The organism is Curtobacterium sp. MCBD17_032 (assembly GCF_003234855.1).
GTDB lineage: Bacteria > Actinomycetota > Actinomycetes > Actinomycetales > Microbacteriaceae > Curtobacterium.
In genome coordinates this window covers 86,678-107,479 of sequence record NZ_QKTO01000003.1, presented here as the reverse complement: position 1 = coordinate 107,479, position 20,802 = coordinate 86,678, and the positions used below count along the sequence as shown (strand labels likewise).

Here is a 20,802-nt window from a genome sequence, read left to right as displayed (position 1 = left end):
ATGCCGGTGACGTCCCGCCGTGCGGCCTGGTGCCAGCTGGCGATGCACAACAGGAACCGCCCCGAACCACGGACGACCGTGGTTCGGGGCGGTTCCTGTTGTGCGGGTCCGATCGGTGCCGCGGCGGAGGCGGCGGCGGCGCGGCGGAGGCGCCGCGGCCGCGCCGCGGCGCGCTACGCGAGCTCGAGCAGGACGTGGCCGGACGAGACCGTCTGGCCGACGGGGGCGTTCAGCCCGGTGACAACGCCGTCCTTGTGGGCCTGGACGGGCTGCTCCATCTTCATGGCCTCGAGGACGACGAGCAGGTCGCCCTTCACGACGGTGTCACCCTCGGCGACCGCGAGCTTCACGACGGTGGCCTGCATCGGCGACGTGACCGAGGAGCCCGACGCCGCGCGCCCACCCTTCACGGCGGACGACCGACGCTTCGGCGGCGCGGACGGGCCGGACGGCCGGCGGGCACCACCGGCGCCACCGCCCACGAGCGACGGCATGGTGACCTCGATGCGCTTGCCCTGCACCTCGACGACGACGCTGTCACGCTCGCCGGGCACCGGGACGTCCTCGGGCTCGCCGCTCCACGCGGGGATCTCGTTGACGAAGTCGGTCTCGATCCACTGCGTGTAGACGGAGAACGGCGTCGTGTCGTCGGTCGCGAACGCCGGGTCGGCGACGACCGCGCGGTGGAAGGGGATGACGGTCGGGAGCCCCGCGACCTCGAACTCGGCGAGGGCGCGGCGGGAGCGCTCGAGGGCCTCGGCGCGGGTGGAGCCGGTGACGATGAGCTTCGCGAGCATCGAGTCGAACGAGCCCGAGACGACGTCACCGGACACCACGCCGGAGTCGACGCGCACGCCGGGGCCCGACGGAGCGGCGAACACGTGCACCGGTCCCGGAGCGGGGAAGAAGTTGCGGCCCGCGTCCTCGCCGTTGATGCGGAACTCGAACGAGTGCCCGCGCGGCGCCGGGTCGTCGTAGTCGAGCGTCCCGCCCTCGGCGATGCGGAACTGCTCGCGGACGAGGTCGATGCCGGTGACCTCTTCCGACACGCAGTGCTCGACCTGCAGGCGGGTGTTCACCTCGAGGAAGGACACGGTGCCGTCGGCGCCGATGAGGAACTCGCACGTGCCGGCGCCGACGTAGCCGACCTCGCGCAGGATCGCCTTCGACGACTCGTACAGCCGCTCGGTCTGCGACTCGGTCAGGTAGGGCGCGGGCGCCTCCTCGACGAGCTTCTGGTGGCGACGCTGCAGCGAGCAGTCGCGGGTGGAGACGATGACGACGTTGCCGTGCTCGTCGGCGAGGCACTGGGTCTCGACGTGACGCGGCTTGTCGAGGTACTTCTCGACGAAGCACTCACCACGACCGAAGGCGGCGATCGCCTCGCGCGTCGCGGACTCGAACTGCGACTCGATCTCGTCGCGCGTGCGGGCGACCTTGAGCCCGCGCCCGCCACCGCCGAACGCCGCCTTGATCGCGACGGGCAACCCGACCTCGTCGGCGAACGCGACGACCTCGGACACGTCCTGCACGGGCTCGATGGTGCCGGGGGCGAGGGGCGCGCCCACCTTCTCGGCGACGTGCCGTGCGGAGACCTTGTCACCCAGGCGCTCGATCGACTCCGGCGACGGGCCGATCCAGGTCAGTCCGGCGTCGATGACGGCGCGGGCGAAGTCGGCGTTCTCGGCGAGGAAGCCGTAACCCGGGTGCACGGCGTCCGCACCGGAGCGGCGGGCGACCGAGATGATCTTCTCGATGACCAGGTAGGTGTCGGCACTCGTGGTGCCGTTCAGCGCGTAGGCCTCGTCGGCGAGGCGCGCGTGCAGGGCGTCACGGTCCTGGTCGGCGTAGACGGCGACCGAGGCCTTGCCCGCGTCGCGGGCCGCGCGGATGATGCGGACGGCGATCTCGCCGCGGTTCGCGATGAGGACCTTGCTGATGCGGGGCATGGAACATCAGCGTATTCGTGTGCCGAGGTCGTGTTTTGACCGGCATCCACAAGAAACCCCGCGGGAAGCAGGCGGATGTCTACAGTGTCCACAGGTCGTGCCAGGCGATGCCGAAGCCGCGCAGGAGCATCGACCGGAGCACCGGGAGCGACAGGCCGACGACGGCCGACGGCGTCCCGTCGATGCGGGTGATGTAGGCGGCGGCACGGCCGTCGATCGTGAACGCCCCGGCCACCTCGAGGGGCTCGCCGGTCGCGACGTACGCGTCGATCTCCGCCGTCGTCATGTCGTCGGCGAACGTGAGGACCGCGCTGTCGACCGCGACGACCCGGTCGCCGTCGACGACGAGCGCGGAGCCGCCGGGCGCGACCGCGCCCAGCGACGGCGCCGCGTCGGTCGTCGCGGAGGTGCCCGCCCCGGTCCGGTCCGGCGGGGTCTGCCGGACGGGAGGCTCCGCACCGGCCCGCCCCGGGCCTCCCGGCCCCGACGTGGCGGGCCCTGTCCCGACCCGACGGTCGATGACGCAGTGACCGCTCCAGAGGGTGCCGCCGCCGGCGGCGAGCATCTGCCGCCACCGCTCCCGGGCGACGTCCGGGTCGTGCGGCTTGCCGTAGAGCCGCCCGTCCACCTCGAACGCCGAGTCCCCGCCGAAGACGACGCCGTCGAGCGGCGCGCCGTCGTCGACCGCCACCGAGCCGTCCGCGACCGCGGTGGCCTTGGCGACCGCGAGCAGCGCGACGAGCTCCGGTCCGGTGAGGTCACGCCCGAGCCGCTCGCGCTCCGCGGCCCCCACGGCCTCTTCGTCGACACCGGGCGAGACGAGCACGGGTTCGATGCCGGACTGCGCCAGGAGCGCACGGCGTGCCGGGGAGGTGCTCGCGAGGTACAGACGCATGGGAACATCGAACCATGGGTGAATCCGTCGGCACACTGCTCGAACTCGACGTCACCGGGATCGCCCACGGCGGCATCTCGGTGGCACGGCACGAGGGACGCGTGGTGTTCGTCTCGGACGCGGTCCCCGGGGAGCGGGTCGTCGCCCGTGTGACCGAGGACCGGAAGAAGTCCTTCTGGCGCGCCGACACGGTCGAGGTCCTCCGGCCGAGCGAGCACCGCGTCGACCACGTCTGGGCCGAGGCCGCCCTGGACCGTGACCCCGCCGTCCGCCCGGGCGGCGCCGAGTTCGGGCACATCGCCCTGGCGCACCAGCGGACGCTGAAGCGGGACGTCCTGGTCGACTCGTTCGCGCGGTTCGGCCGCGTCGACCTCGACGAGATGCTCGGCGCCCCGGTCGTCGTGGAACCGGCGCCCGGCGACGTCGAGGCGGACGGCCTCGGGTGGCGCACCCGCATCCGCCTGCACGTCGACGGCGACGGCACGCCCGGCCCCTTCGCCGCCCGCTCCCACACCGTCGTCCCGGTCACCTCGTTGCCGCTGGCGACCGCGGTCGTGCAGGGGTCCGCCCCGATCGCCCGCGGCTCGATGCCGGGCGCCGAGGTCGTCGACGTCCTCAGCCCGAGCGCCGCCGAGGGCGCCCGACTCGTCATCGACGCCCAGCGTCCGACGGTCGTGCACGAGGTCGTCGGGGACCGGACCTTCGCGGTGGACGACACCGGCTTCTGGCAGGTGCACCGGGCGGCACCCGCTGTCCTCACCGCTGCCGTCCACGACCTGGTGGACCCCGCGCGCCTCGACCCGGAGGGCCAGCACCTCGACCTGTACGGCGGGGTCGGTCTCCTCGCCGCCGCGCTCGCCGACCTCGCCGGTCCGCGGGCCCGGGTCACCAGTGTCGAGAGCGCCACGCGGGCGACCGAGCACGCGCAGGAGAACCTCGCCGAGTGGATCGGCGCGCGTGCCGAGACCGGTCGGGTCGACCGCTGGCTGGCCCGCACGGTGGAGACCGCGTCGCGTCCGGAACGTGAGCGGTTCCGCGCCGGCACCGTGGTGCTCGACCCGCCCCGGGCCGGTGCCGGCCGCGACGTCGTGGTGTCCGTCGCGGCGCTGCAGCCGGCCCAGGTCGTCTACGTCGCCTGCGACCCGGTCGCGCTGGCGCGGGACGTCGCGACCTTCGCGGACCTCGGCTACCGACTGGAGGCCCTGCGCGCCTTCGACCTCTTCCCGCACACCCACCACCTGGAGGCCGTGGCGCGCCTGGTGCCGGTCGGCTGACCCGGTCCGCGGGCCGCGTCCGACACATCCGTCGCGGGGTACGAAGCTGATGCTGACCTGGGTATCCTTGGTGTCTGGACGGCCGTCGGGATCAGGGCCCGGTGCGTCGTCACAACGAGAGGCAACCGTGGGAGACACCACCAGCACATCGACCGGCACGACAGGGACTGCCGGTCCGGGGACACGACCGGTCCGGGTCGCCGTCGTGGACGACCACGAGTCGGTCCGACTGGGCATCCAGGCCGCGTGCCAGAACGAGGGGTTCGAGGTGGTCCTCACCGCCGCGAGCGTCCCGGAGTACATCGCGCAGCTCGGCGGGCGCGAGGTCGACGTCGTCGTCCTCGACCTGTCGCTCGGCGACGGATCGACGGTCACCGAGAACGTCAAGGGCGTGCAGGGCACCGGCTCGGCCGTCCTCGTGCACAGCATCGCCGACCGCGTGGCGAACGTCCGTGAGGCACTGGCGGCAGGGGCCGCCGGCGTCATCCCGAAGTCCTCCGCGACGAAGACCGTGATGGCCGCCGTGGCGACGGTCGCGCGTGGGGACGTCCTCAACAACCTCGAGTGGGCGAGCGCGATCGACGCCGACCGGGACTTCGCGAAGGCGCAGCTCGGCCGGCGGGAGCGCGAGATCCTGCACCTGTACGCATCGGGGCTGCCGCTCAAGCTCGCGGCCCAGCAGCTCGGCATCGGGTACTCGACGGCGCGGGAGTACCTCGACCGCATCCGCGTGAAGTACGTCGAGGTCGGGCGTCCGGCTCCGACCAAGGTCGACCTGCTCCGTCGTGCGGTGGAGGACGGGATCCTGCCGGGGCTCGACTCCGGCATCGACCCCGACGGCGATGGTCGCTGACGACGTCTGCGCCCGGCGGTCCTCGTGACGGCCGAGGCGGTCGTCACGTCGAACGCCGCCATGGCGGACCCGTCCCGGTCCGTGCGTGCCACGATCACGCAGGCGTCCCTGGACCGCGCGTTCACGATCCTCATGGCGATCGCGGCGATCGGGTTCGGCGCGGTGAACACACCGTCGCTCTTCAAGCAGCTGCCGTCGCTCGACCCGTTCTGGGCACCGGCGACGACGATCGTGGTCGGGCTGTCGCTCCTGGCGGTCGGCGCGTCGGCGTTCGCGCAGCGGTGGGCGCAGCCGGCGCAGATCCTCTGCGCCCTGCTGTTCCTCGTCGCGCTGGTGACGTTCCCGCTCACCGTCCGTGAACCGCTCACCGCGGCGGAGATCCCGTGGCCGTGGTGGCTCTGCAACGTCGGCACGATCGCGGCGTCCCTCAGCTTCGCGACCTGGCGGGCGGCGGTCTACAACGCCCTCGTCCCGCTCGTGTACATCGTGCTGCGGTTGTCGCCGGCGGGTGGGGCGGTCGGCCTGCAGCGCGCGCTGCTCGACGGCGTGTACACCGGCGTCCTCGGCATCGCGGCCCTCGTGCTCATCGTGGTGCTGCGCCGGGCTGCCGCGGCCGTGGACGTCGCCCAGGCGACCGCGGTGCGCCGCTACTCGAGGGCGATCCGGGAGCACGCCACCGAGGTCGAGCGCGTCCAGGTCGACGCGATCGTGCACGACAGCGTGCTCACGACCCTGCTGTCCGCGGCCCGGGCGGACACGATCGAGGCGAAGACGCTCGCGGCCCGGATGGCACGCAACGCGATCGACCACCTCGCGGCCGCGGCGGCGGACGGCCCGGGGGAGGACCCGGTCGTGCCGTACGCCGTGCTCCGGGACCGCATCGTCACGTCGGTCACCACGCTCGCTGCCCCCGTCGAGGTCCGCAGTGTGTCGTCGGACGGGCCGGCCGTCCCCACCTCCGCCGCCGATGCCCTCGCGTCCGCCGCGCTGCAGGCGGCGGTGAACAGCGTCCAGCACGCCGGCGACGACGTCCGCAGGTGGGTGACGATCGACACCGCGGACGCGGGCATCCGGGTGGAGGTCGCCGACGACGGCGTCGGCTTCGACCGGAGCACCGTCCCCGCCGCGCGACTCGGTGTCCGGCGGTCGATCGTCGAGCGGATGGCGGCCGCGGACGGCCTCGCCGAGGTGCTGTCCGCGCCGGGCGCGGGGACGCGGATCCTGCTCCGCTGGCCGGCACCGCAGCCGGACGCGTCGACGGAGGGGCTCCGGTGAGGGCGACCGTCACGGCCGGGAGCGCCACCGGCCTCGCCGCGTTGTTCTCGCTCGTCCACCTGGTGCTCGCCGCGTCCACGCTGCCCACCGACGGGGCCGACGCCGCGCGTGTGGTGTCGTGCATGGTCCTCTACGCCGCGGCGACGGCACTCGCGCTGTTCGTCCGTGGCTCGGCGCTGCCGGTGTGGGTCGCGTGCTTCGCGCTCGCGACCGCGTTCGTCATGCCGGTGGTCTGCGCGCCGGTCGTCGACCTCAGCGTGGCACCCACCTACTCCACGTGGTGGATCGCAGCGGTCGGCACGCTCATGGTGGTGCTCGCCGTCCGCCAGCGGGGGCCGTTCGCCTGGGCCGGTGTGCTGTTCTGCACGGTGCACTCGGTGGCGTGGGCCGGACCCGGTGCCCTCGGGGAGCTCGGCGCGCTCGGCAGCGTCATCTGGTTGTCGGTCGCGACCGGGTTCTCGATCGCGATGAACCACGCCAACCGCATCACGCGGGACTTCGTCCGCGCCGAGCAGGAGACCGTGGACTGGCAGGCGGCGCAGGACGCCCACGTGTCGGAGCGCCAGGTGCGCCTCGGCCAGACCACCCGCATGGCGCTGCCGATGCTCCAGCGCATCATCGACACCTGCGGGGACCTGGACGCCGGCGAGCGTGCGGAGAGCCTGCACCTCGAGCAGGCGATCCGGGACGAGATCCGCGGTCGGTCCCTGCTGTCGGAGGACGTCCGCGGCGAGGTGATGCGCCTCCGTCGCCGCGGCGCCGTGGTGCAGCTGCACGACGACGGCGGGCTGGACGACCTCGGGGCGACCGAACTCGCGCGCGTGCACGCCGAGCTCGCGGATGCGCTGCGGCGGGCCTACGAGGAGCAGGCGGACAACGTGATCGTCCGGACCGTGCCGGACGGTGCCGACGAGGCCGTCACCGTGGTGGGGCTCCGTCTCGACGCCGCGGAGAGCGAGTCCGCGGCCCTGGGCGCGGCGGACGAGGACGACGACGAGGACGACGACTCGGTGGCGCTCTGGTTGGCGATCCCACGGTCGGCGGCACCGGCGGCCAGCTCGGCGGACTGAGGTCACCCGCGTCGCCACGCCGGGGCGTCCGGATGCGGAACGGGGAACGGGCCGGTCGGAGCTACCGACCGGCCCGTTCGCGACCCGAGGCAGAGCGACAACCCGAATATCGCCCTGACTCGCACGGCAGTGGCTTCGTACCCTAGTCGGCCACCGACCGTCGATGCACTTCATCGAAGAACACCGAACACAGACAATGATGCCCCGCCCCGCCGTGGGACGTCAGTCGTCATTTCGGGGGACAATCCAGCGCGATCCGGTCGTTCCGCCTCCTGGACGTCCCCCGAGCGAGGGGAGACGGAACGGTGGGTCGCCGCTGCGGCACGGTCAACACGGGCAAGCGGACGACAGCTGTCGCTCAGACGTCGCCGGGGTACAACCGGGTCAGCGAAGTGACCGACTCCACGTCCCACGGTGCAGCGGGACGCGCATCCCGCGGGCAGCAGCGTCCCACCCCGAGCGCGGCGAGTCCTCGGTACGCACACGACCCGCGGCCGCGGCCTCGTCGGCCTGGCGCTGCAGGACCGCGATGACGGCGGCGAGCTCCTCCGGCGCGGGGTCGCCGGCGACGACGCGCACGTCCGCGACCGACGCGGGTGCGTCGACCGGGACGGCGGCAGCGTGACGCGGGGTCACAGCGGGATGTTCCCGTGCTTCTTCGGCGGGAGGCTCGCCCGCTTGCCCCGCAGCGCACGGAGCGCCTTGATGACCGACACCCGGGTGGCGTGCGGTTGGATGATGCCGTCGAGCTCGCCGCGTTCCGCCGCCAGGTACGGGGAGGCGACGTTGTAGGTGTACTCGTTCGCGAGCTTCGTCCGGACGGCGGCGACGTCCTCGCCGGCCTCCTCGGCGCGCTTGATCTCGCTCCGGTAGAGGATGTTGACCGCGCCCTGACCGCCCATGACGGCGATCTCGGCGGTCGGCCACGCGAGGTTGATGTCGGCGCCGAGCTGCTTCGAGCCCATGACGATGTACGCGCCGCCGTACGCCTTGCGCGTGATGACGGTGACGAGCGGGACGGTGGCCTCGGCGTAGGCGTAGAGGAGCTTCGCGCCACGGCGGATGACACCCGTCCACTCCTGGTCGGTTCCGGGCAGGTACCCGGGCACGTCGACGAGGGTGAGGATCGGGATGCCGAACGCGTCGCAGAACCGGACGAAGCGCGCGGCCTTCTCGCCGGCGTCGATGTTCAGCGTGCCGGCCATCGCCTGGGGCTGGTTCGCGATGACGCCGACGGTGCGACCCTCGACACGGCCGAAGCCGATCATGATGTTCGGCGCGAAGAGCGGCTGCACCTCGAGGAACTCGCCGTCATCGACGACGTGCTCGATGATCGTCGAGACGTCGTACGGCTGGTTCGTCGAGTCCGGGATGACGACGTCGAGCTCGCGGTCGGCGTCCGTCGTCTCCAGCTCGGGCGCGACGTCGTACGACGGCGGGTCCGACAGGTTGTTGTCCGGCAGGAACCCGACGAGCGACCGCGCGTAGTCGAGCGCGTCGGTCTCGTCCTCGGCCAGGTAGTGGGCGACGCCCGAGACCGCGTTGTGCGTCTGCGCGCCGCCGAGCTCCTCGAAGCCGACGTCCTCCCCGGTGACGGTCTTGATGACGTCCGGGCCGGTGACGAACATGTGGCTCGTCTTGTCGACCATGATGACGAAGTCGGTGAGCGCGGGGGAGTACACCGCTCCGCCCGCGGCCGGGCCCATCACGATGGAGATCTGCGGGATGACCCCGGACGCCGCGGTGTTGAGCCGGAAGATCTCGCCGTACTTGCCGAGCGCGACCACGCCCTCCTGGATCCGGGCGCCGCCGGAGTCGAGGATGCCGATGATCGGCACGCCGGTCTTCAGCGCGTGCTCCATGACCTTGACGATCTTCTCGCCGGCGACCTCGCCGAGGGAGCCGCCGAAGACGGTGAAGTCCTGCGCGTAGACCGCGACCTGCCGGCCGTGGATCGTGCCGTGTCCGGTGACGACCGCGTCGCCGTACGGCCGCTTCGACTCCATCCCGAAGGCGACCGTGCGGTGGCGGACGAACTCGTCGAGCTCGACGAAGGAGTTCTCGTCGAGGAGCTGCGCGATGCGCTCCCTGGCGGTCATCTTGCCCTTGGCGTGCTGCTTCGCGATCGCGGCCTCGCCTGCGGCGGTCACGGCTTCGTGGTACCGGTCGCGGAGGTCGGCGAGACGGCCGGCGGTCGTCGAGAGATCGGGGGTGTCTCCTGTGGTCACCCGCTCACCCTACCGGCGGTCCCGACCGCACCCGTTGGAGGACCCCCACGGTTCCGCGCCGTAGGTTTGCGTGCATGTCCACACCGGTCGCCCCCTCGTTCGCCCGCGCCCGCGCCCTCGTCGAGGCCGCCGGAGGGACGTTCGTGGCGCACGGCACGACGGGGTCGACGAACGCCGACCTGCTCCGCGATGCACCGGGCCTGCCCGACGGCAGCGTCGTCGTCACGCTCGACCAGACCGCCGGACGGGGCCGTCTCGACCGCTCCTGGGTGGCGCCGGCGGGGGAGACCCTCGCGGCGAGCGTGCTCGTCCGGGCCGCGCTCGAGCCCCGTGACCGTGGGTGGTTGCCGCTGGTGGCCGGCGCCGCGGTCCGGGACGCCGTCGTCCGTGCGCTCGCCGGCCAGGACGGGGACCAGCACCAGGACGGGGCGCAGCTCCAGGACGGAGCGCAGCACGAGGACGGGGCGCAGCACCGGGCCGCGGAGCCGCAGGTCCGGGCGGACCCGGCCGAGCAGCGGGTCCTCGTCAAGTGGCCGAACGACGTCCTCGTCGACGGCCGCAAGGTGTCCGGCGTCCTCTGCCAGGTGGCGGAGGACGGCTCGGTCGTCGTCGGCGTCGGCGTGAACACCACGATCCCCGCGGAGGCCCTGCCCACCCCGACGGCGACCTCCCTGCTCGTCGCCGGTGTGACCGAGCCGGCCACGACGCTGGCCGATGCGGTCCTGGCGGACCTGTGGACGGGCCTCCAGGAAGCGGTCTCCGGGCTCGCCGCCGGCGGCGCGGCCGCGGACGCGGTCCGTGCGCACGTCCGCGCGGTGTGCGGCACCGTCGGACAGCGGGTGCGGCTCGAACTGCCCGACGGCTCGTCGGTCGAGGCCGACGCCACCGGCATCGACGACGACGGGCGCATCACGATCCGGGACCGGAGCGGCGTGCCCAGGGGCGTCGCGGTGGGGGACGTCACCCACCTGCGCTATGCATGACGACATGACCGACGGACCGCCACCCGAGCTCGTCGTGGCGCGGCTCCGGCCGCACGCCCGTCGGCTCGTCCGCCCGGCGGTGACCGTGGTGCTCGCCGCCGCCGCCGGCGGCTTCGGTTCCGGGGTCTTCCGGGCCGAGCTGGCGTGGGTGAACGCGGTCGTCGCGGTGGCGGCCGTCGCGCTCGTCGTCCTCGGCGGGGTCGTCCCGCTCCTGCGCTGGCTGTCGCAGCGGTACGTCGTCACGACCCGACGGCTCGTCGTCGTCCAGGGGCTCGGCACGCGCACACGGCGTGAGCTCCTGCACTCGCGCGGGTACGACGTGACGGTGCGGCGCCGCGGAGCGCAGGGCCTGTTCCGGTCCGGGGACGTCCTCGTCTTCCCCGGGGACGACCCCGCGCTCGTGCTCGCCGACGTCCCGCACGCCGACCTCGTCGTCGCGGTGCTGCACGACCTCGTCGAGGCGCACGAGGCACGTCGTCGGCACCGGGAACCGGACTGGGACGACATCGTCAGGGGCACCACACCGCGCGACGCGTGAGCATCGGCCGCCGGACGGCAGGCCGTGCGGACCGCCGTCACGTGGACCAGCCCGGGAACCGGTAGCGTCGTGGTGTGCGTATCTCTGTCATCGGCTGCGGTTACCTCGGTGCCGTGCATGCCGCCTCCATGGCCAAGCTCGGACACGACGTCGTCGCGGTCGACGTCGACCCGGAGAAGATCGAACGACTCGCCGCCGGCGAGGCCCCCTTCTTCGAGCCGGGGCTCCCCGAGATCCTCGGCGAGGCGATCGCGTCCGGCCGCATCCGGTTCACCACGGACATGTCCGAGGTCGCCGGCGCCCAGGTGCACTTCCTCGCCGTCGGCACCCCGCAGGGACCGACCGGCGCCGCCGACCTGCGCTACGTCGACGCGGCGATGGCCTCGCTCACGCCGTTCGTCTCCGCCGGGGAGTTCGTCGTCGGCAAGTCGACGGTCCCGGTCGGGACGGCCGCCCGACTCGGCGCGGACCTGACCGCCGCCGTCCCCGGCGCGACGCTCGTCTGGAACCCGGAGTTCCTCCGCGAGGGCTTCGCCGTGCAGGACACCATCACGCCCGACCGCTTCGTGTACGGCGTCCCGGAGGGCGAGGACGGCCAGCGCGCGGTCGCCGCGCTCGACGAGGTGTACGCCACTGCCCTCGCCGACGGTACCCCGCGCCTGGTCGTCGACCTGGCGACCGCGGAGCTCGTGAAGATCAGTGCGAACGCCTTCCTCGCGACGAAGATCTCGTTCATCAACGCGATGGCCGAGATCGCCGAGGTCGTCGGAGCGGACGTCACCGCGCTCGCCGACGCCATCGGACACGACGCCCGTATCGGCCGGAAGTTCCTCAACGCCGGCCTCGGCTTCGGCGGCGGCTGCCTCCCGAAGGACATCCGCGCGTTCCAGGCCCGGGCCGACGAGCTCGGTGTCGGCGAGTCGCTGGCGTTCCTGGCCGACGTCGACGCCACGAACCTCCGTCGTCGCGCGCACGTCGTCGAGCTCGCGCAGGAGCTGCTCGGCGGCGTCGTCACCGGCAAGCGCGTCGCGGTCCTCGGTCTGGCCTTCAAGCCGAACTCGGACGACGTCCGGGACTCGCCGGCGCTCGACATCGCCGCGCGCCTGCTCGGCCTCGGCGCGACGGTCGCCGCCTACGACCCGGAGGCCGTGGTCACCGCGCGGCGCGTGCACCCCGAGCTCGACTACGCCGAGACCGCCGAGGACGCCCTCACCGACGCCGACCTGGTGCTCGTGCTCACCGAGTGGAACGAGTTCCGCGAGCTCGACCCGACGGCGGTGGCCGCGCTCGTGTCCTCGCCGGTCGTCGTGGACGGCCGGAACTGCCTGGACCGCGACGCCTGGCGAGCTGCCGGGTTCTCCTACCGGGGGATGGGTCGCTAGCGAGCGGCCGCTCGACCCGCCCGGCGCACGGCGTCGGTGTCGTGCTCCGGCGCGGCACCGACGCCGTCGTCGTCCGTGGCACCGCGTTCGGCCGACGCGGCCCCGGCGGCGGCGCGCGGGACCCGCACGAGCGCGACCACCAGGCCCATCGCGACCCCGACGAGCAGCACCGCGACGATCCACACCGGAACCGGACCGTTCGCCGCGAACCGGTCGAGCCCCTCGGCGGTGAGGGGGCCACGCGCCGCGTTCCAGAACCACGCCGCGACGACGCCCAGGCCGTACCAGCCCAGGACGACCGACGCCACGGCGATCGTGGACGCCAGCACCCGACGACCGCGGGCCGTCCGGGGGATGCGTCGCCACGCCACCGCACTCAGGGCGATCAGGCAGACGATCGCGGGGAAGTAGTAGCGCCCCTGGGTCGCGGCGACGAACGTCGTCGACAGGTACGACGTCGCGCTGGTCCAGGTCTGGCCCACGATGAGCAGCGCGGGGAACACGGCCAGGCAGAGGACCGCTCGACGCTCGGGGCCGCGTCGGAACGCCCACACGAGCACCACCCCGAGGGCCACCACGGTGAGGACGGCGGTGAGCACCGCGCCGATCGTCACCTGCGCGCCACCACCCGGGCTCCCCCAGAACGTCCGGGTGATCGTGCCCCAGCTCACGTCCACGAAGTGCGGCAGGCTGGGTCCTTCACCGGGCGGGAACGGCATCGGCGGACGGTACTGTTCGTACCCGTTCGGCTGGAGGTGGCGGTAGGTCACCAGGTTGTGCAGCCACCACCAGGCACCGATGAGCGCTGCGACGGCGAGGGCGACGACCGTCCGGAGCGCCCGGCGCGCGAACGGCAGCGCCCCGGCACCGGCGACGAGCGCGACCACCGCGACGAACGGGATGGCCGGGAGCCCCGTGCCCTTGAACCAGATGAGCACGCCGAGCGCGACGCCGAGACCGACGAGCGTCCGCCGGCGGAGGTCGCCGGTGAGCATCCGGGTGGCCAGCCAGGCGACGACGGCACCGAACAGCATCGTCGGGGCGTCGTTCGACACCGACGACGCGATCGAAGCGAGCTGCGGGGTGGCGAAGAGCGCGACCGCCCCCACGAGGGCGGCCCGGGGGGACTGCGTGAGCCGGCGGACGGACGCCCAGACCAGCAGGGGCAGTGCGGCCACCCAGAGCACGTCGACGAGCCGGAGCACCTCGACCGCACGGTCCCACCGGAGGTCGCCGTAGTGCGCGACCCGGAGTGCGGCCGCGCCGACGAGGTACGCCGTCGGCGGGTGCTGTGTCATCTGGTCGACGGTGTCCGACGTGCCGGGTGCGGACTGCAGCAGTTCGGTCACCGTGCTCCACGTGGCCGCGGGCCCGGCCGCCTGCTCCTGCTGTGCCGCCATCACGGCGTCGAGGATCCGGAGGTCACCCGGCGGTGTCCACGGCGTACCGAGCGCGACCTGCACCGTGGCGTCGACGTGGGCACGTTCGTCCGGAGCCTGGAACACCGGCACGACGAGGGCCCATGCCGCGAGCCAGAGTGCGAACGCCGCGGTGACCACCGCGATCGTGACCCGCTCCCACGTGGCGACGTGTGGATGGCCGTCGACGGGGTCGATCTGCATGCGGTGCGCTCCTCGTGCGGTCGGTCTCGACCACACCACCCTAGGGGTCGCGGAGCCGACGCCCGACGCGCGGCGCCCGAGGCCCGACCTGACGCCGGCCCACCGGTCGCCGCACCGGAGCGCCGTGGTCCGTAGACTCGTCGCTGGTCAGGCGGTGCGCGGTCGGACCGTGGTCGCGGTCGGCGACCCGGCGGACGACGACCCGGGACAGGACGGCCCCGGACGGGGTCGACGACGGAAGAGGGACAGAGCATGGCGTTGCGGGTCGGGGTCATCGGTGGAGGACAACTGGCGCGGATGATGGTGCCCGCGGCCGTGGAGCTCGGCATCGACGTCCGGGTCCTCGCGGAGGGACCGGGCATGTCCGCCGCGATCGCGGCCACCGCCGAGGGCGACTACCACGACGTCGACACCGTGCTGGCCTTCGCCGCGGACGTCGACGTGGTGACGTTCGACCACGAGCACGTCCCGCAGGACGTCCTCCGCGCCCTCGTCGAGGCCGGGGTCGCCGTCCGGCCGGGTCCGACGGCGCTCGCCGTCGCACAGGACAAGACCACGATGCGCACGCGGCTCACCGAGCTCGGGCTGCCGGTGCCGGAGTGGGCCGCCGTCCGGGACGCGGACGCCCTGCGGTCGTTCATCGATGACCACGGCGGCCGAGCCGTCGTGAAGACCGCCCGCGGCGGGTACGACGGGAAGGGCGTCCGGGTCGTGTCCGACCCGGCGGACGTGGCCGACTGGTTCGCCGCGGTGGCCGACGCGGACGGCGCGCAGGCCCTCCTCGTGGAGGAACTCGTGCCGTTCACCCGCGAGCTCGCTCAGTCGGTGGCGCGGCGTCCGTCCGGCGAGGTGGTCGCGTGGCCGCTCGTGGAGACGGTGCAGCGTGACGGCGTCTGCGCGGAGGTGTTCGCGCCGGCGCCCGACAGCGTCGGACGGATCGCGGACCTGGCCGAGGAGATCGCCGTCCGGATCGCGACGGAACTCGAGGTCACGGGCGTGCTCGCGGTCGAGCTCTTCCAGACGGCCGACGAGCGCATCCTCGTCAACGAGCTCGCCATGCGCCCGCACAACACTGGTCACTGGACCATCGACGGCGCGACGACGAGCCAGTTCGAGCAGCACCTGCGGGCCGTGCTCGACCTGCCGCTCGGGTCCACCGGGATGCACGCATCGGCCGCGGTGATGATGAACGTCCTCGGCGGTCCAGCGGACGGCGACCTCGCCGGGCGCTACCCCGCGGCGCTCGGCGCCTTCCCCGAGGCGAAGTACCACTTCTACGGCAAGGCCCCACGTCCCGGTCGGAAGATCGGCCACGTCACGGTGGTCGGCGAGGACCTCGACGACGTCACCTTCCGGGCGCGCGCCGCGGCTGCGCACTTCGACGACTGACCCGGCGTGTCGGGTGGCGCTCGCGTCGCCCGACGTTGGACCTCGGACGGGAGGCGCGGGGCGGGGCCGTCCCGCGCCTCCCGTCCGCCACGGGGCCGGGTGGACGCCCCGACACCCGTCCGGGTGGCACCCGCTCTGGCGGCTGGTCCCGACTCCGGTCCCGTGTTGCCATGGAGGGGCAGGGGTCGATCGTCCAGGGAGCACCGTCATGCACCGCCGTCCGTTCCGTTCCGCGTCCGTCGCGGCCGCCGTCCTCGGCGTCTCCGTCGCCGTCCTCACGGGGATCGAGGCTCCGGCGTCGGCGTCGGCGTCCGCGCCCGCGCCCGCCCATCCGACGACGGCGGACGCCATGCGTGCCGCGTCGTCCTCGTCGCTCCTCGGGGCCGGACCGTACCGTTCACCGACGAGCGAGGCCGCGCGGAACGCCGCTCTGCTCGCCGCCACCGACCCGGCCGGGGCGGCGGCGGCCCGGACCATCGCGCAGTACCCGGTGGCGACCTGGCTCGGCGAGTGGACGCAGGGCACGGCGCTCGCGAAGACCATCGACAGTGCGGTGGCCGGAGCTGAACAGACCGGCACGACCGCTGTCTTCGTGACGTACGCGGTGCCCGACCGTGACTGCGGGGGCTACTCGGCCGGCGGCTTCGACGAGACGACGTACGACGCCTGGGTGGACCAGATCGTCGCTCGGCTGGACGGACACCGCGCAGCTGTCGTGGTCGAACCCGACTCGCTCGCGATGCTCAGCAACGCGGCGTGCAGCACCGTCCTCGACGAGCAGCGGTACCGGATCCTCGCACGGGAGGTCGCCGCGTTCACCGCTGCCGGCATCCCGGCGTACCTCGATGCCGGCAACTCGAACTGGGTGCAGCCGGCGGTGATGGCGGCGCGTCTCGAGCGCGCCGGCGTCCGGAAGGCTCGCGGGTTCTTCACCAACGTCGCGAACTACTACCCGACCTCCCAAGAACGGGCCTACGCGCAGAAGGTCTCGGCGGCGACCGGTGGGTCGCACTACGTGATCGACACCTCGCGCAACGGGCAGGGGTGGCGGGGAACCTGGTGCAACGGCCCGGGTGCGGGGCTCGGGACCACGCCGCGGGTCGTCGCCGACGGGACCGCGCTCGACGCGTTGCTCTGGGTCAAGACGCCCGGAGCCAGCGACGGCACGTGCGGGGGTGGTCCGCGCGCCGGCACCTGGTGGTCCTCGTACGCCCAGGCCCTCGTCGCGAACGCTCGGCTCGGTGCGCCGGTGCCGGACACCGCGCCGCGTGGTGCGGTCGAGCTCGTCGCCGGGACCGGCGGCGGGATCCGCCTGCGGGGCTGGGCATTCGACGAGGACGACCCGACGCAGCCCCTCGCTGTCCGGGTGGTGCTCGACGGTGCACCCGCCGTGACCATCAGCGCCGGGGCTGCCCGACCTGACATCGACCGTGCCCACGGCGTCGGCAGCACGCACGGCTTCGAGGGGACCCTCCCCGCTGCCGAGGGCGCGCACACCGTCTGCGTCACCGCCGTCGGCGTCGGTGTCGGCGGGGACACCGACCTCGGCTGCCGTGCCGCTCACGCCTACCGACACGACCCGACCCTCGCACTCGAGGCCGCGACCGTGGCGACCGCCGGCATCGCCGTGCGCGGGTGGGCCTTCGACGGGGACACGACCGCCACGCCGACGACCGTCGTGGTCCGGGTCGACGGTCGGGACGTCGCGACCGCGACCGCCGACGCGCTGCGCGCCGACATCGGACGGATCTGGGGCGTCGGTGACCGACACGGGATCGCGCTCACCGTCCCCGGCGGTGCCGGGAAGCACACCGTCTGTGTCGTCGCACGGAACACCGGTCCGGGACGCGACCGCGCCGCGCCGTGTCGGACCGTGACCGTGCCTGCTTCGGCCCCCGTCGGGCATCGGGATGCCGTGACGTCCAGCGCTGCGCGGCGGGTGTCGGTCGCGGGATGGGCGTTCGACCGCGACGACGTGTCCGCTGCGCTCCGCGTTCGTGTCAGCGTCGGCGGCCGCGTGGTCGGGACCGTCACGGCGAACGGCCGTCGCGCGGACGTCGACCGGGTGCACGGTGGTGGCAGGTCGCACGGGTTCTCCGGGACGGTCGCGGTGGCGAGCGGCAAGCGGTCGGTGTGCCTCACGGCGGTCGGCGTGGGTGCGGGCGGCGACCGGTCGCTCGGGTGCACGACGGTGACGGTGCGCTGAGGGTCGTCGCCGGGCTGACCGGAGTCGCCCGGCTGGCCGGAGTCGCCCGGCTGACCGGAGTCGCCCGGGCGGGGCCGGTGCGGGGACGGGCCGACCGGCGCCCGCGCGCATCCCGTGCGGGAGAATGGCCGCATGTCGCGTGATCTCGTCCGCCGGGCCGTCGGACGGCTGCGCCGTACCGTCGTCGGCGCGCCCGCCGCTCCGTCGACCCCGGAGGAGCCGGTGCCCCCTGTCGCGCCCCTCCCGGTGCTCGGGTACATCGTCGCCGGTGGTGGCGGTGCCCACCCGGCGTCCGCCCACGTCCGGGTCGTCCGCCGCGCCGAGCACCTCGCCGCCACCGGACGGGCCGAGGTCCGCCAGGTCGACCCGGAGGCCTTCGTCGCCGGTGCGGACGGTACCCCCTACCGGGCGGTCCTCGTCCAGCGCGACGCCCTCCCGTCGTCCCTTGTCCAGCCCCTGCTCGACGCCGCGGCCGCGCGCGGCATCCGGGTCGCGGCGGAGGTGGACGACGACTTCTTCACCGACTCCGGTCGTGCCCGGCTGGCGCGTGCCGAGTACGACCCCGACCGCCTCGCCTCGATCGAGACGCTCGTGCGCGGGGCGGACCTCGTGGTCGTGAGCACGGAGGAGCTCGCCACGGTGGTGCGCCCGCGGGCACGCGAGGTCGTGGTGGTCCGCAACGCACTCGACCCCGCGATCTGGACGACGTCCGTGCCGTCGTCACCCGGGCCCACGGACCACGAACACCGCGTGCTCTACATGGGGACGCTCACGCACGGCGCCGACCTCGAGCTCCTCCGCGACGTGTTCACCGACCTGCGGGCCACCGACGGCGTACCCATCCGACTCGAGGTCATCGGTGTGACCGAGGAGGCCGACACGGGGTGGTACCGGCGCCTCGAGGTGCCGGACGGGCACTACCCGGCGTTCGCCCGGTGGCTCGTCGACCACCGGGACCGCTGGCGCGCCGGCGTGGCACCGCTCCGCGACGAGGAGTTCAACCGGGCGAAGAGCGACCTCAAGGCGATCGAGTACACCGCGCTGGGACTGCCGGCCGTCGTCTCAGACCGTCCGTCCTACCGCGCTGCCGCTGCCCACGGCGTGGTCACCGTTCCGGACGACCCCGCTGCCTGGCGCGACGCAGTCCGCGTCGCCGTCGACCGGGGGACAGCCGATCGGGACGCGGCCGCCTGGGTACGGTCCGAGCGCATGATCGGCGTCACCGCGGACGACTGGGCCGACGTGCTGCTCGGTTAGGCTCGGTCCGTGACCGACACCGCCGCCCCCGTCCAGCCGCTCGTCTCGATCATCATGGGGTCGGACTCCGACTGGCCGACGATGCGTGCCGCCGCGGACCTGCTCGGAGAGCTCGGCGTCCCGTTCGAGGTGGACGTCGTCTCGGCACACCGGACGCCCGAGAAGATGACCCGGTTCGCCCGAGCCGCCGCCGGCCGCGGCATCCGCGTCGTGATCGCCGGTGCCGGGGGAGCGGCACACCTGCCCGGCATGGTCGCGTCGATGACCACGCTCCCGGTGATCGGTGTACCGGTGCAGCTCGCACGCCTGGACGGGCTCGACTCCCTGCTGTCGATCGTGCAGATGCCTGCGGGCATCCCTGTGGCGACCATGGCGATCAACGGTGCGGCGAACGCCGGTCTGCTCGCGGCACGCATCATCGGGTCCGCGGACACCGCGGTGGCCGCGCGGCTGCAGGAGTACGCCGAGGGACTCGAGCAGCTCGTCGAGGAGAAGGCGGCGCGTCTGCGCGGATCGCTCTGAGGGGGCGACGGGCCGGACGCGCTCCGGCGACCGAGCCGGTCCGACCGGAGCCGGCGCCGACGCGGGCCCGACGGCCTCCGAGAGCCGTGCCTCCGGCCTGGTGGTGCGCGGAACCGGCCGCCGGCGCCGGTGCGAGCGGAGCGGAGCACCGATGCGCTCAGAGGTCGGCGTGCAGCTGCCAGGTCTCGACGGCGGAGTCGTTCCAGTCGTACATCCGCGCCCGGTCCGGCCCGGCGATCGCGAGTTGCGCGGCGAGCAACGGGTCGTTGACCACCTGGTAGACAGCCTGGGCGAGCCGCTCGGCGTACGAGCCGCGCGGATCCCGGGCGACCGTCACGCCGGCGTCCGACGCGACCTCGCGGACGGCGGAGTCGTCGGAGTGGATGACCGGCGTGCCGAAGCTCATCGCCTCGATCAACGGTAGGCCGAAGCCCTCGGCGAGGCTCGGGAAGACGAAGACGGTCGCGCGGTCGTACGCCACCGCGAGGTCCGCGTCGTCGATCCGCCCCAGCACCCTCAACCGGTTCCGGTCGAGTCCGGCGCGCTCGGCGGTGTCGTACACGTTGACGTCGCCCCACCCGTCCGGTCCGGCGATCACGAGCGGGATCCCCGACGGAGCGTCCGGGTGCGCCATCGCCTCGATGAGGTGTGCGAGGCCCTTCCGCGGTTCGAGCGTCCCGACCGCGAGCACGTACCGCTCCGGCAGACCGAGGCGCTCTGCACGGACGTCGGCGTCGACGGGGGTACGGAGTCGGCCACTGGGCGCCCCGCCGATCACCCGGATCCGTTCGTCGAACCGGTGGATCTCGCTGAGGGCGTCCGCGACCGCGTGGGTGGGGACGACCACGGCATCCGCGTACTTCCAGGCACGCTTGACCATGGCACGGTGGAAGTGCACGCCACGGGGGGTGAGGGTCTCGGGGTTGGTCCACGGCACGACGTCGTGCACGGTGACGACCGTCTGTCGACCGGGGTCGGTGGATCGGTCGTGCTTGACGAGCGGCGCGAGGACGCTCGGCGCGTGCACCATGCCGTGCCCCGCGCCTCCGACGAAGCCGCCCTGCCACGCGAGCGAGAGCTCACGACGGGGCAGCACCAGCTTCTCGAGGTCGGCGAGGCCCGGCAGCAGGGTCCGGACGCGCTCGAGCTCGTCCCGGTCCACGGCGGACACCACGCCGACGACGTCGCAGCCGGCGGGTGCGGTCGCGACCAGGTGCCGGGTCAGTTCTTCCGCGTACCGACCGATGCCGCCCGGGACGGGAGCGACCATCTGGTCCACGATCACGCGGAGCGTCGTCATTGCGAGGCCGTCCTTCCTTCGGGCACGGACGGTGGAGCGGTCCGCAGGCGTCCCGACTG

General features: G+C 73.6%; 17 protein-coding genes. 11 read left to right on the top strand and 6 right to left on the bottom strand.

The window, feature by feature from the left end; all coding sequences use genetic code 11:
- Window positions 1–173: 173 nt before the first annotated feature.
- Together DEI91_RS05950 and DEI91_RS05945 are read right to left on the bottom strand one after the other, a co-directional pair.
- On the bottom strand, window positions 174–1,949 hold the full coding sequence (locus DEI91_RS05950; RefSeq protein WP_111051419.1) for a biotin carboxylase N-terminal domain-containing protein: 1,776 nt from the start codon (window positions 1,947–1,949) through the stop codon (window positions 174–176).
- A gap of 79 nt (window positions 1,950–2,028) precedes the next feature.
- Window positions 2,029–2,844 (bottom strand): nucleoside triphosphate pyrophosphatase, encoded by an 816-nt coding sequence (locus DEI91_RS05945; RefSeq protein ID WP_111051418.1) that lies wholly within the window; start codon window positions 2,842–2,844, stop codon window positions 2,029–2,031.
- Between the two features lie 14 nt (window positions 2,845–2,858).
- Between DEI91_RS05945 and DEI91_RS05940 the strand changes: the two genes are divergently transcribed.
- The 4 genes from DEI91_RS05940 to DEI91_RS05925 all read left to right on the top strand — a co-directional run bounded on the left by DEI91_RS05940 (window position 2,859) and on the right by DEI91_RS05925 (window position 7,316).
- Window positions 2,859–4,118, top strand: a complete 1,260-nt coding sequence (locus DEI91_RS05940; RefSeq protein ID WP_111051417.1) for a class I SAM-dependent RNA methyltransferase — start codon at window positions 2,859–2,861, stop codon at window positions 4,116–4,118.
- Window positions 4,119–4,245: 127 nt separating this feature from the next.
- Window positions 4,246–4,971, top strand: coding sequence for a response regulator transcription factor (locus tag DEI91_RS05935; RefSeq protein ID WP_181439505.1), 726 nt, complete (start codon window positions 4,246–4,248; stop codon window positions 4,969–4,971).
- Between the two features lie 24 nt (window positions 4,972–4,995).
- Complete coding sequence (locus DEI91_RS05930) at window positions 4,996–6,246, top strand: sensor histidine kinase (RefSeq protein ID WP_111051416.1); 1,251 nt, start codon at window positions 4,996–4,998, stop codon at window positions 6,244–6,246.
- The gene (locus DEI91_RS05925) at window positions 6,243–7,316 is read left to right on the top strand and encodes a hypothetical protein (RefSeq protein WP_111051415.1); all 1,074 of its coding nucleotides are present in this window, start codon (window positions 6,243–6,245) and stop codon (window positions 7,314–7,316) included. Before DEI91_RS05930 ends, DEI91_RS05925 begins: the two co-directional genes overlap by 4 nt.
- A 384-nt stretch (window positions 7,317–7,700) precedes the next feature.
- Here DEI91_RS05925 and DEI91_RS05920 read toward each other — a convergent pair whose 3' ends face one another.
- Together DEI91_RS05920 and DEI91_RS05915 are read right to left on the bottom strand one after the other, a co-directional pair.
- On the bottom strand, window positions 7,701–7,952 hold the full coding sequence (locus tag DEI91_RS05920; protein WP_181439504.1) for an acyl-CoA carboxylase subunit epsilon: 252 nt from the start codon (window positions 7,950–7,952) through the stop codon (window positions 7,701–7,703).
- Window positions 7,949–9,544 carry an acyl-CoA carboxylase subunit beta gene (locus tag DEI91_RS05915; RefSeq protein WP_111051414.1) on the bottom strand — a complete coding sequence of 532 codons (1,596 nt, stop codon included), beginning with the start codon at window positions 9,542–9,544 and terminating at the stop codon, window positions 7,949–7,951. The genes DEI91_RS05920 and DEI91_RS05915 overlap by 4 nt, the downstream gene beginning before the upstream one ends.
- A gap of 74 nt (window positions 9,545–9,618) precedes the next feature.
- Here DEI91_RS05915 and DEI91_RS05910 point away from each other — a divergent pair, with 74 nt between their 5' ends.
- The 3 genes from DEI91_RS05910 to DEI91_RS05900 all read left to right on the top strand — a co-directional run bounded on the left by DEI91_RS05910 (window position 9,619) and on the right by DEI91_RS05900 (window position 12,447).
- Complete coding sequence (locus tag DEI91_RS05910; protein WP_111051413.1) at window positions 9,619–10,527, top strand: biotin--[acetyl-CoA-carboxylase] ligase; 909 nt, start codon at window positions 9,619–9,621, stop codon at window positions 10,525–10,527.
- A 4-nt stretch (window positions 10,528–10,531) separates the two neighbouring features.
- Window positions 10,532–11,065 carry a PH domain-containing protein gene (locus DEI91_RS05905; RefSeq protein WP_181439503.1) on the top strand — a complete coding sequence of 178 codons (534 nt, stop codon included), beginning with the start codon at window positions 10,532–10,534 and terminating at the stop codon, window positions 11,063–11,065.
- Between the two features lie 74 nt (window positions 11,066–11,139).
- The gene (locus DEI91_RS05900) at window positions 11,140–12,447 is read left to right on the top strand and encodes a UDP-glucose/GDP-mannose dehydrogenase family protein (RefSeq protein WP_111051411.1); all 1,308 of its coding nucleotides are present in this window, start codon (window positions 11,140–11,142) and stop codon (window positions 12,445–12,447) included.
- Here DEI91_RS05900 and DEI91_RS05895 read toward each other — a convergent pair.
- A complete protein-coding gene (locus DEI91_RS05895) occupies window positions 12,444–14,069 on the bottom strand; it encodes a DUF2142 domain-containing protein (protein ID WP_111051410.1) in 1,626 nt (541 codons plus the stop codon). The two genes, DEI91_RS05900 and DEI91_RS05895, sit on opposite strands and share 4 nt — an antisense overlap.
- A gap of 252 nt (window positions 14,070–14,321) precedes the next feature.
- Here DEI91_RS05895 and DEI91_RS05890 point away from each other — a divergent pair, with 252 nt between their 5' ends.
- The 4 genes from DEI91_RS05890 to purE all read left to right on the top strand — a co-directional run bounded on the left by DEI91_RS05890 (window position 14,322) and on the right by purE (window position 19,443).
- Window positions 14,322–15,458, top strand: coding sequence for a 5-(carboxyamino)imidazole ribonucleotide synthase (locus DEI91_RS05890; RefSeq protein ID WP_111051409.1), 1,137 nt, complete (start codon window positions 14,322–14,324; stop codon window positions 15,456–15,458).
- A 208-nt stretch (window positions 15,459–15,666) separates the two neighbouring features.
- A complete protein-coding gene (locus DEI91_RS05885) occupies window positions 15,667–17,664 on the top strand; it encodes a glycoside hydrolase family 6 protein (RefSeq protein ID WP_111051408.1) in 1,998 nt (665 codons plus the stop codon).
- A 132-nt stretch (window positions 17,665–17,796) separates the two neighbouring features.
- The gene (locus tag DEI91_RS05880) at window positions 17,797–18,921 is read left to right on the top strand and encodes a glycosyltransferase (protein WP_111051407.1); all 1,125 of its coding nucleotides are present in this window, start codon (window positions 17,797–17,799) and stop codon (window positions 18,919–18,921) included.
- 9 nt (window positions 18,922–18,930) lie between these two features.
- Window positions 18,931–19,443 (top strand): 5-(carboxyamino)imidazole ribonucleotide mutase, encoded by a 513-nt coding sequence (gene purE, locus DEI91_RS05875; RefSeq protein WP_220038054.1) that lies wholly within the window; start codon window positions 18,931–18,933, stop codon window positions 19,441–19,443.
- A 157-nt stretch (window positions 19,444–19,600) separates the two neighbouring features.
- Here purE and DEI91_RS05870 read toward each other — a convergent pair whose 3' ends face one another.
- Window positions 19,601–20,743, bottom strand: a complete 1,143-nt coding sequence (locus DEI91_RS05870) for a glycosyltransferase family 1 protein (RefSeq protein ID WP_111051406.1) — start codon at window positions 20,741–20,743, stop codon at window positions 19,601–19,603.
- Window positions 20,744–20,802 lie beyond the last annotated feature (59 nt).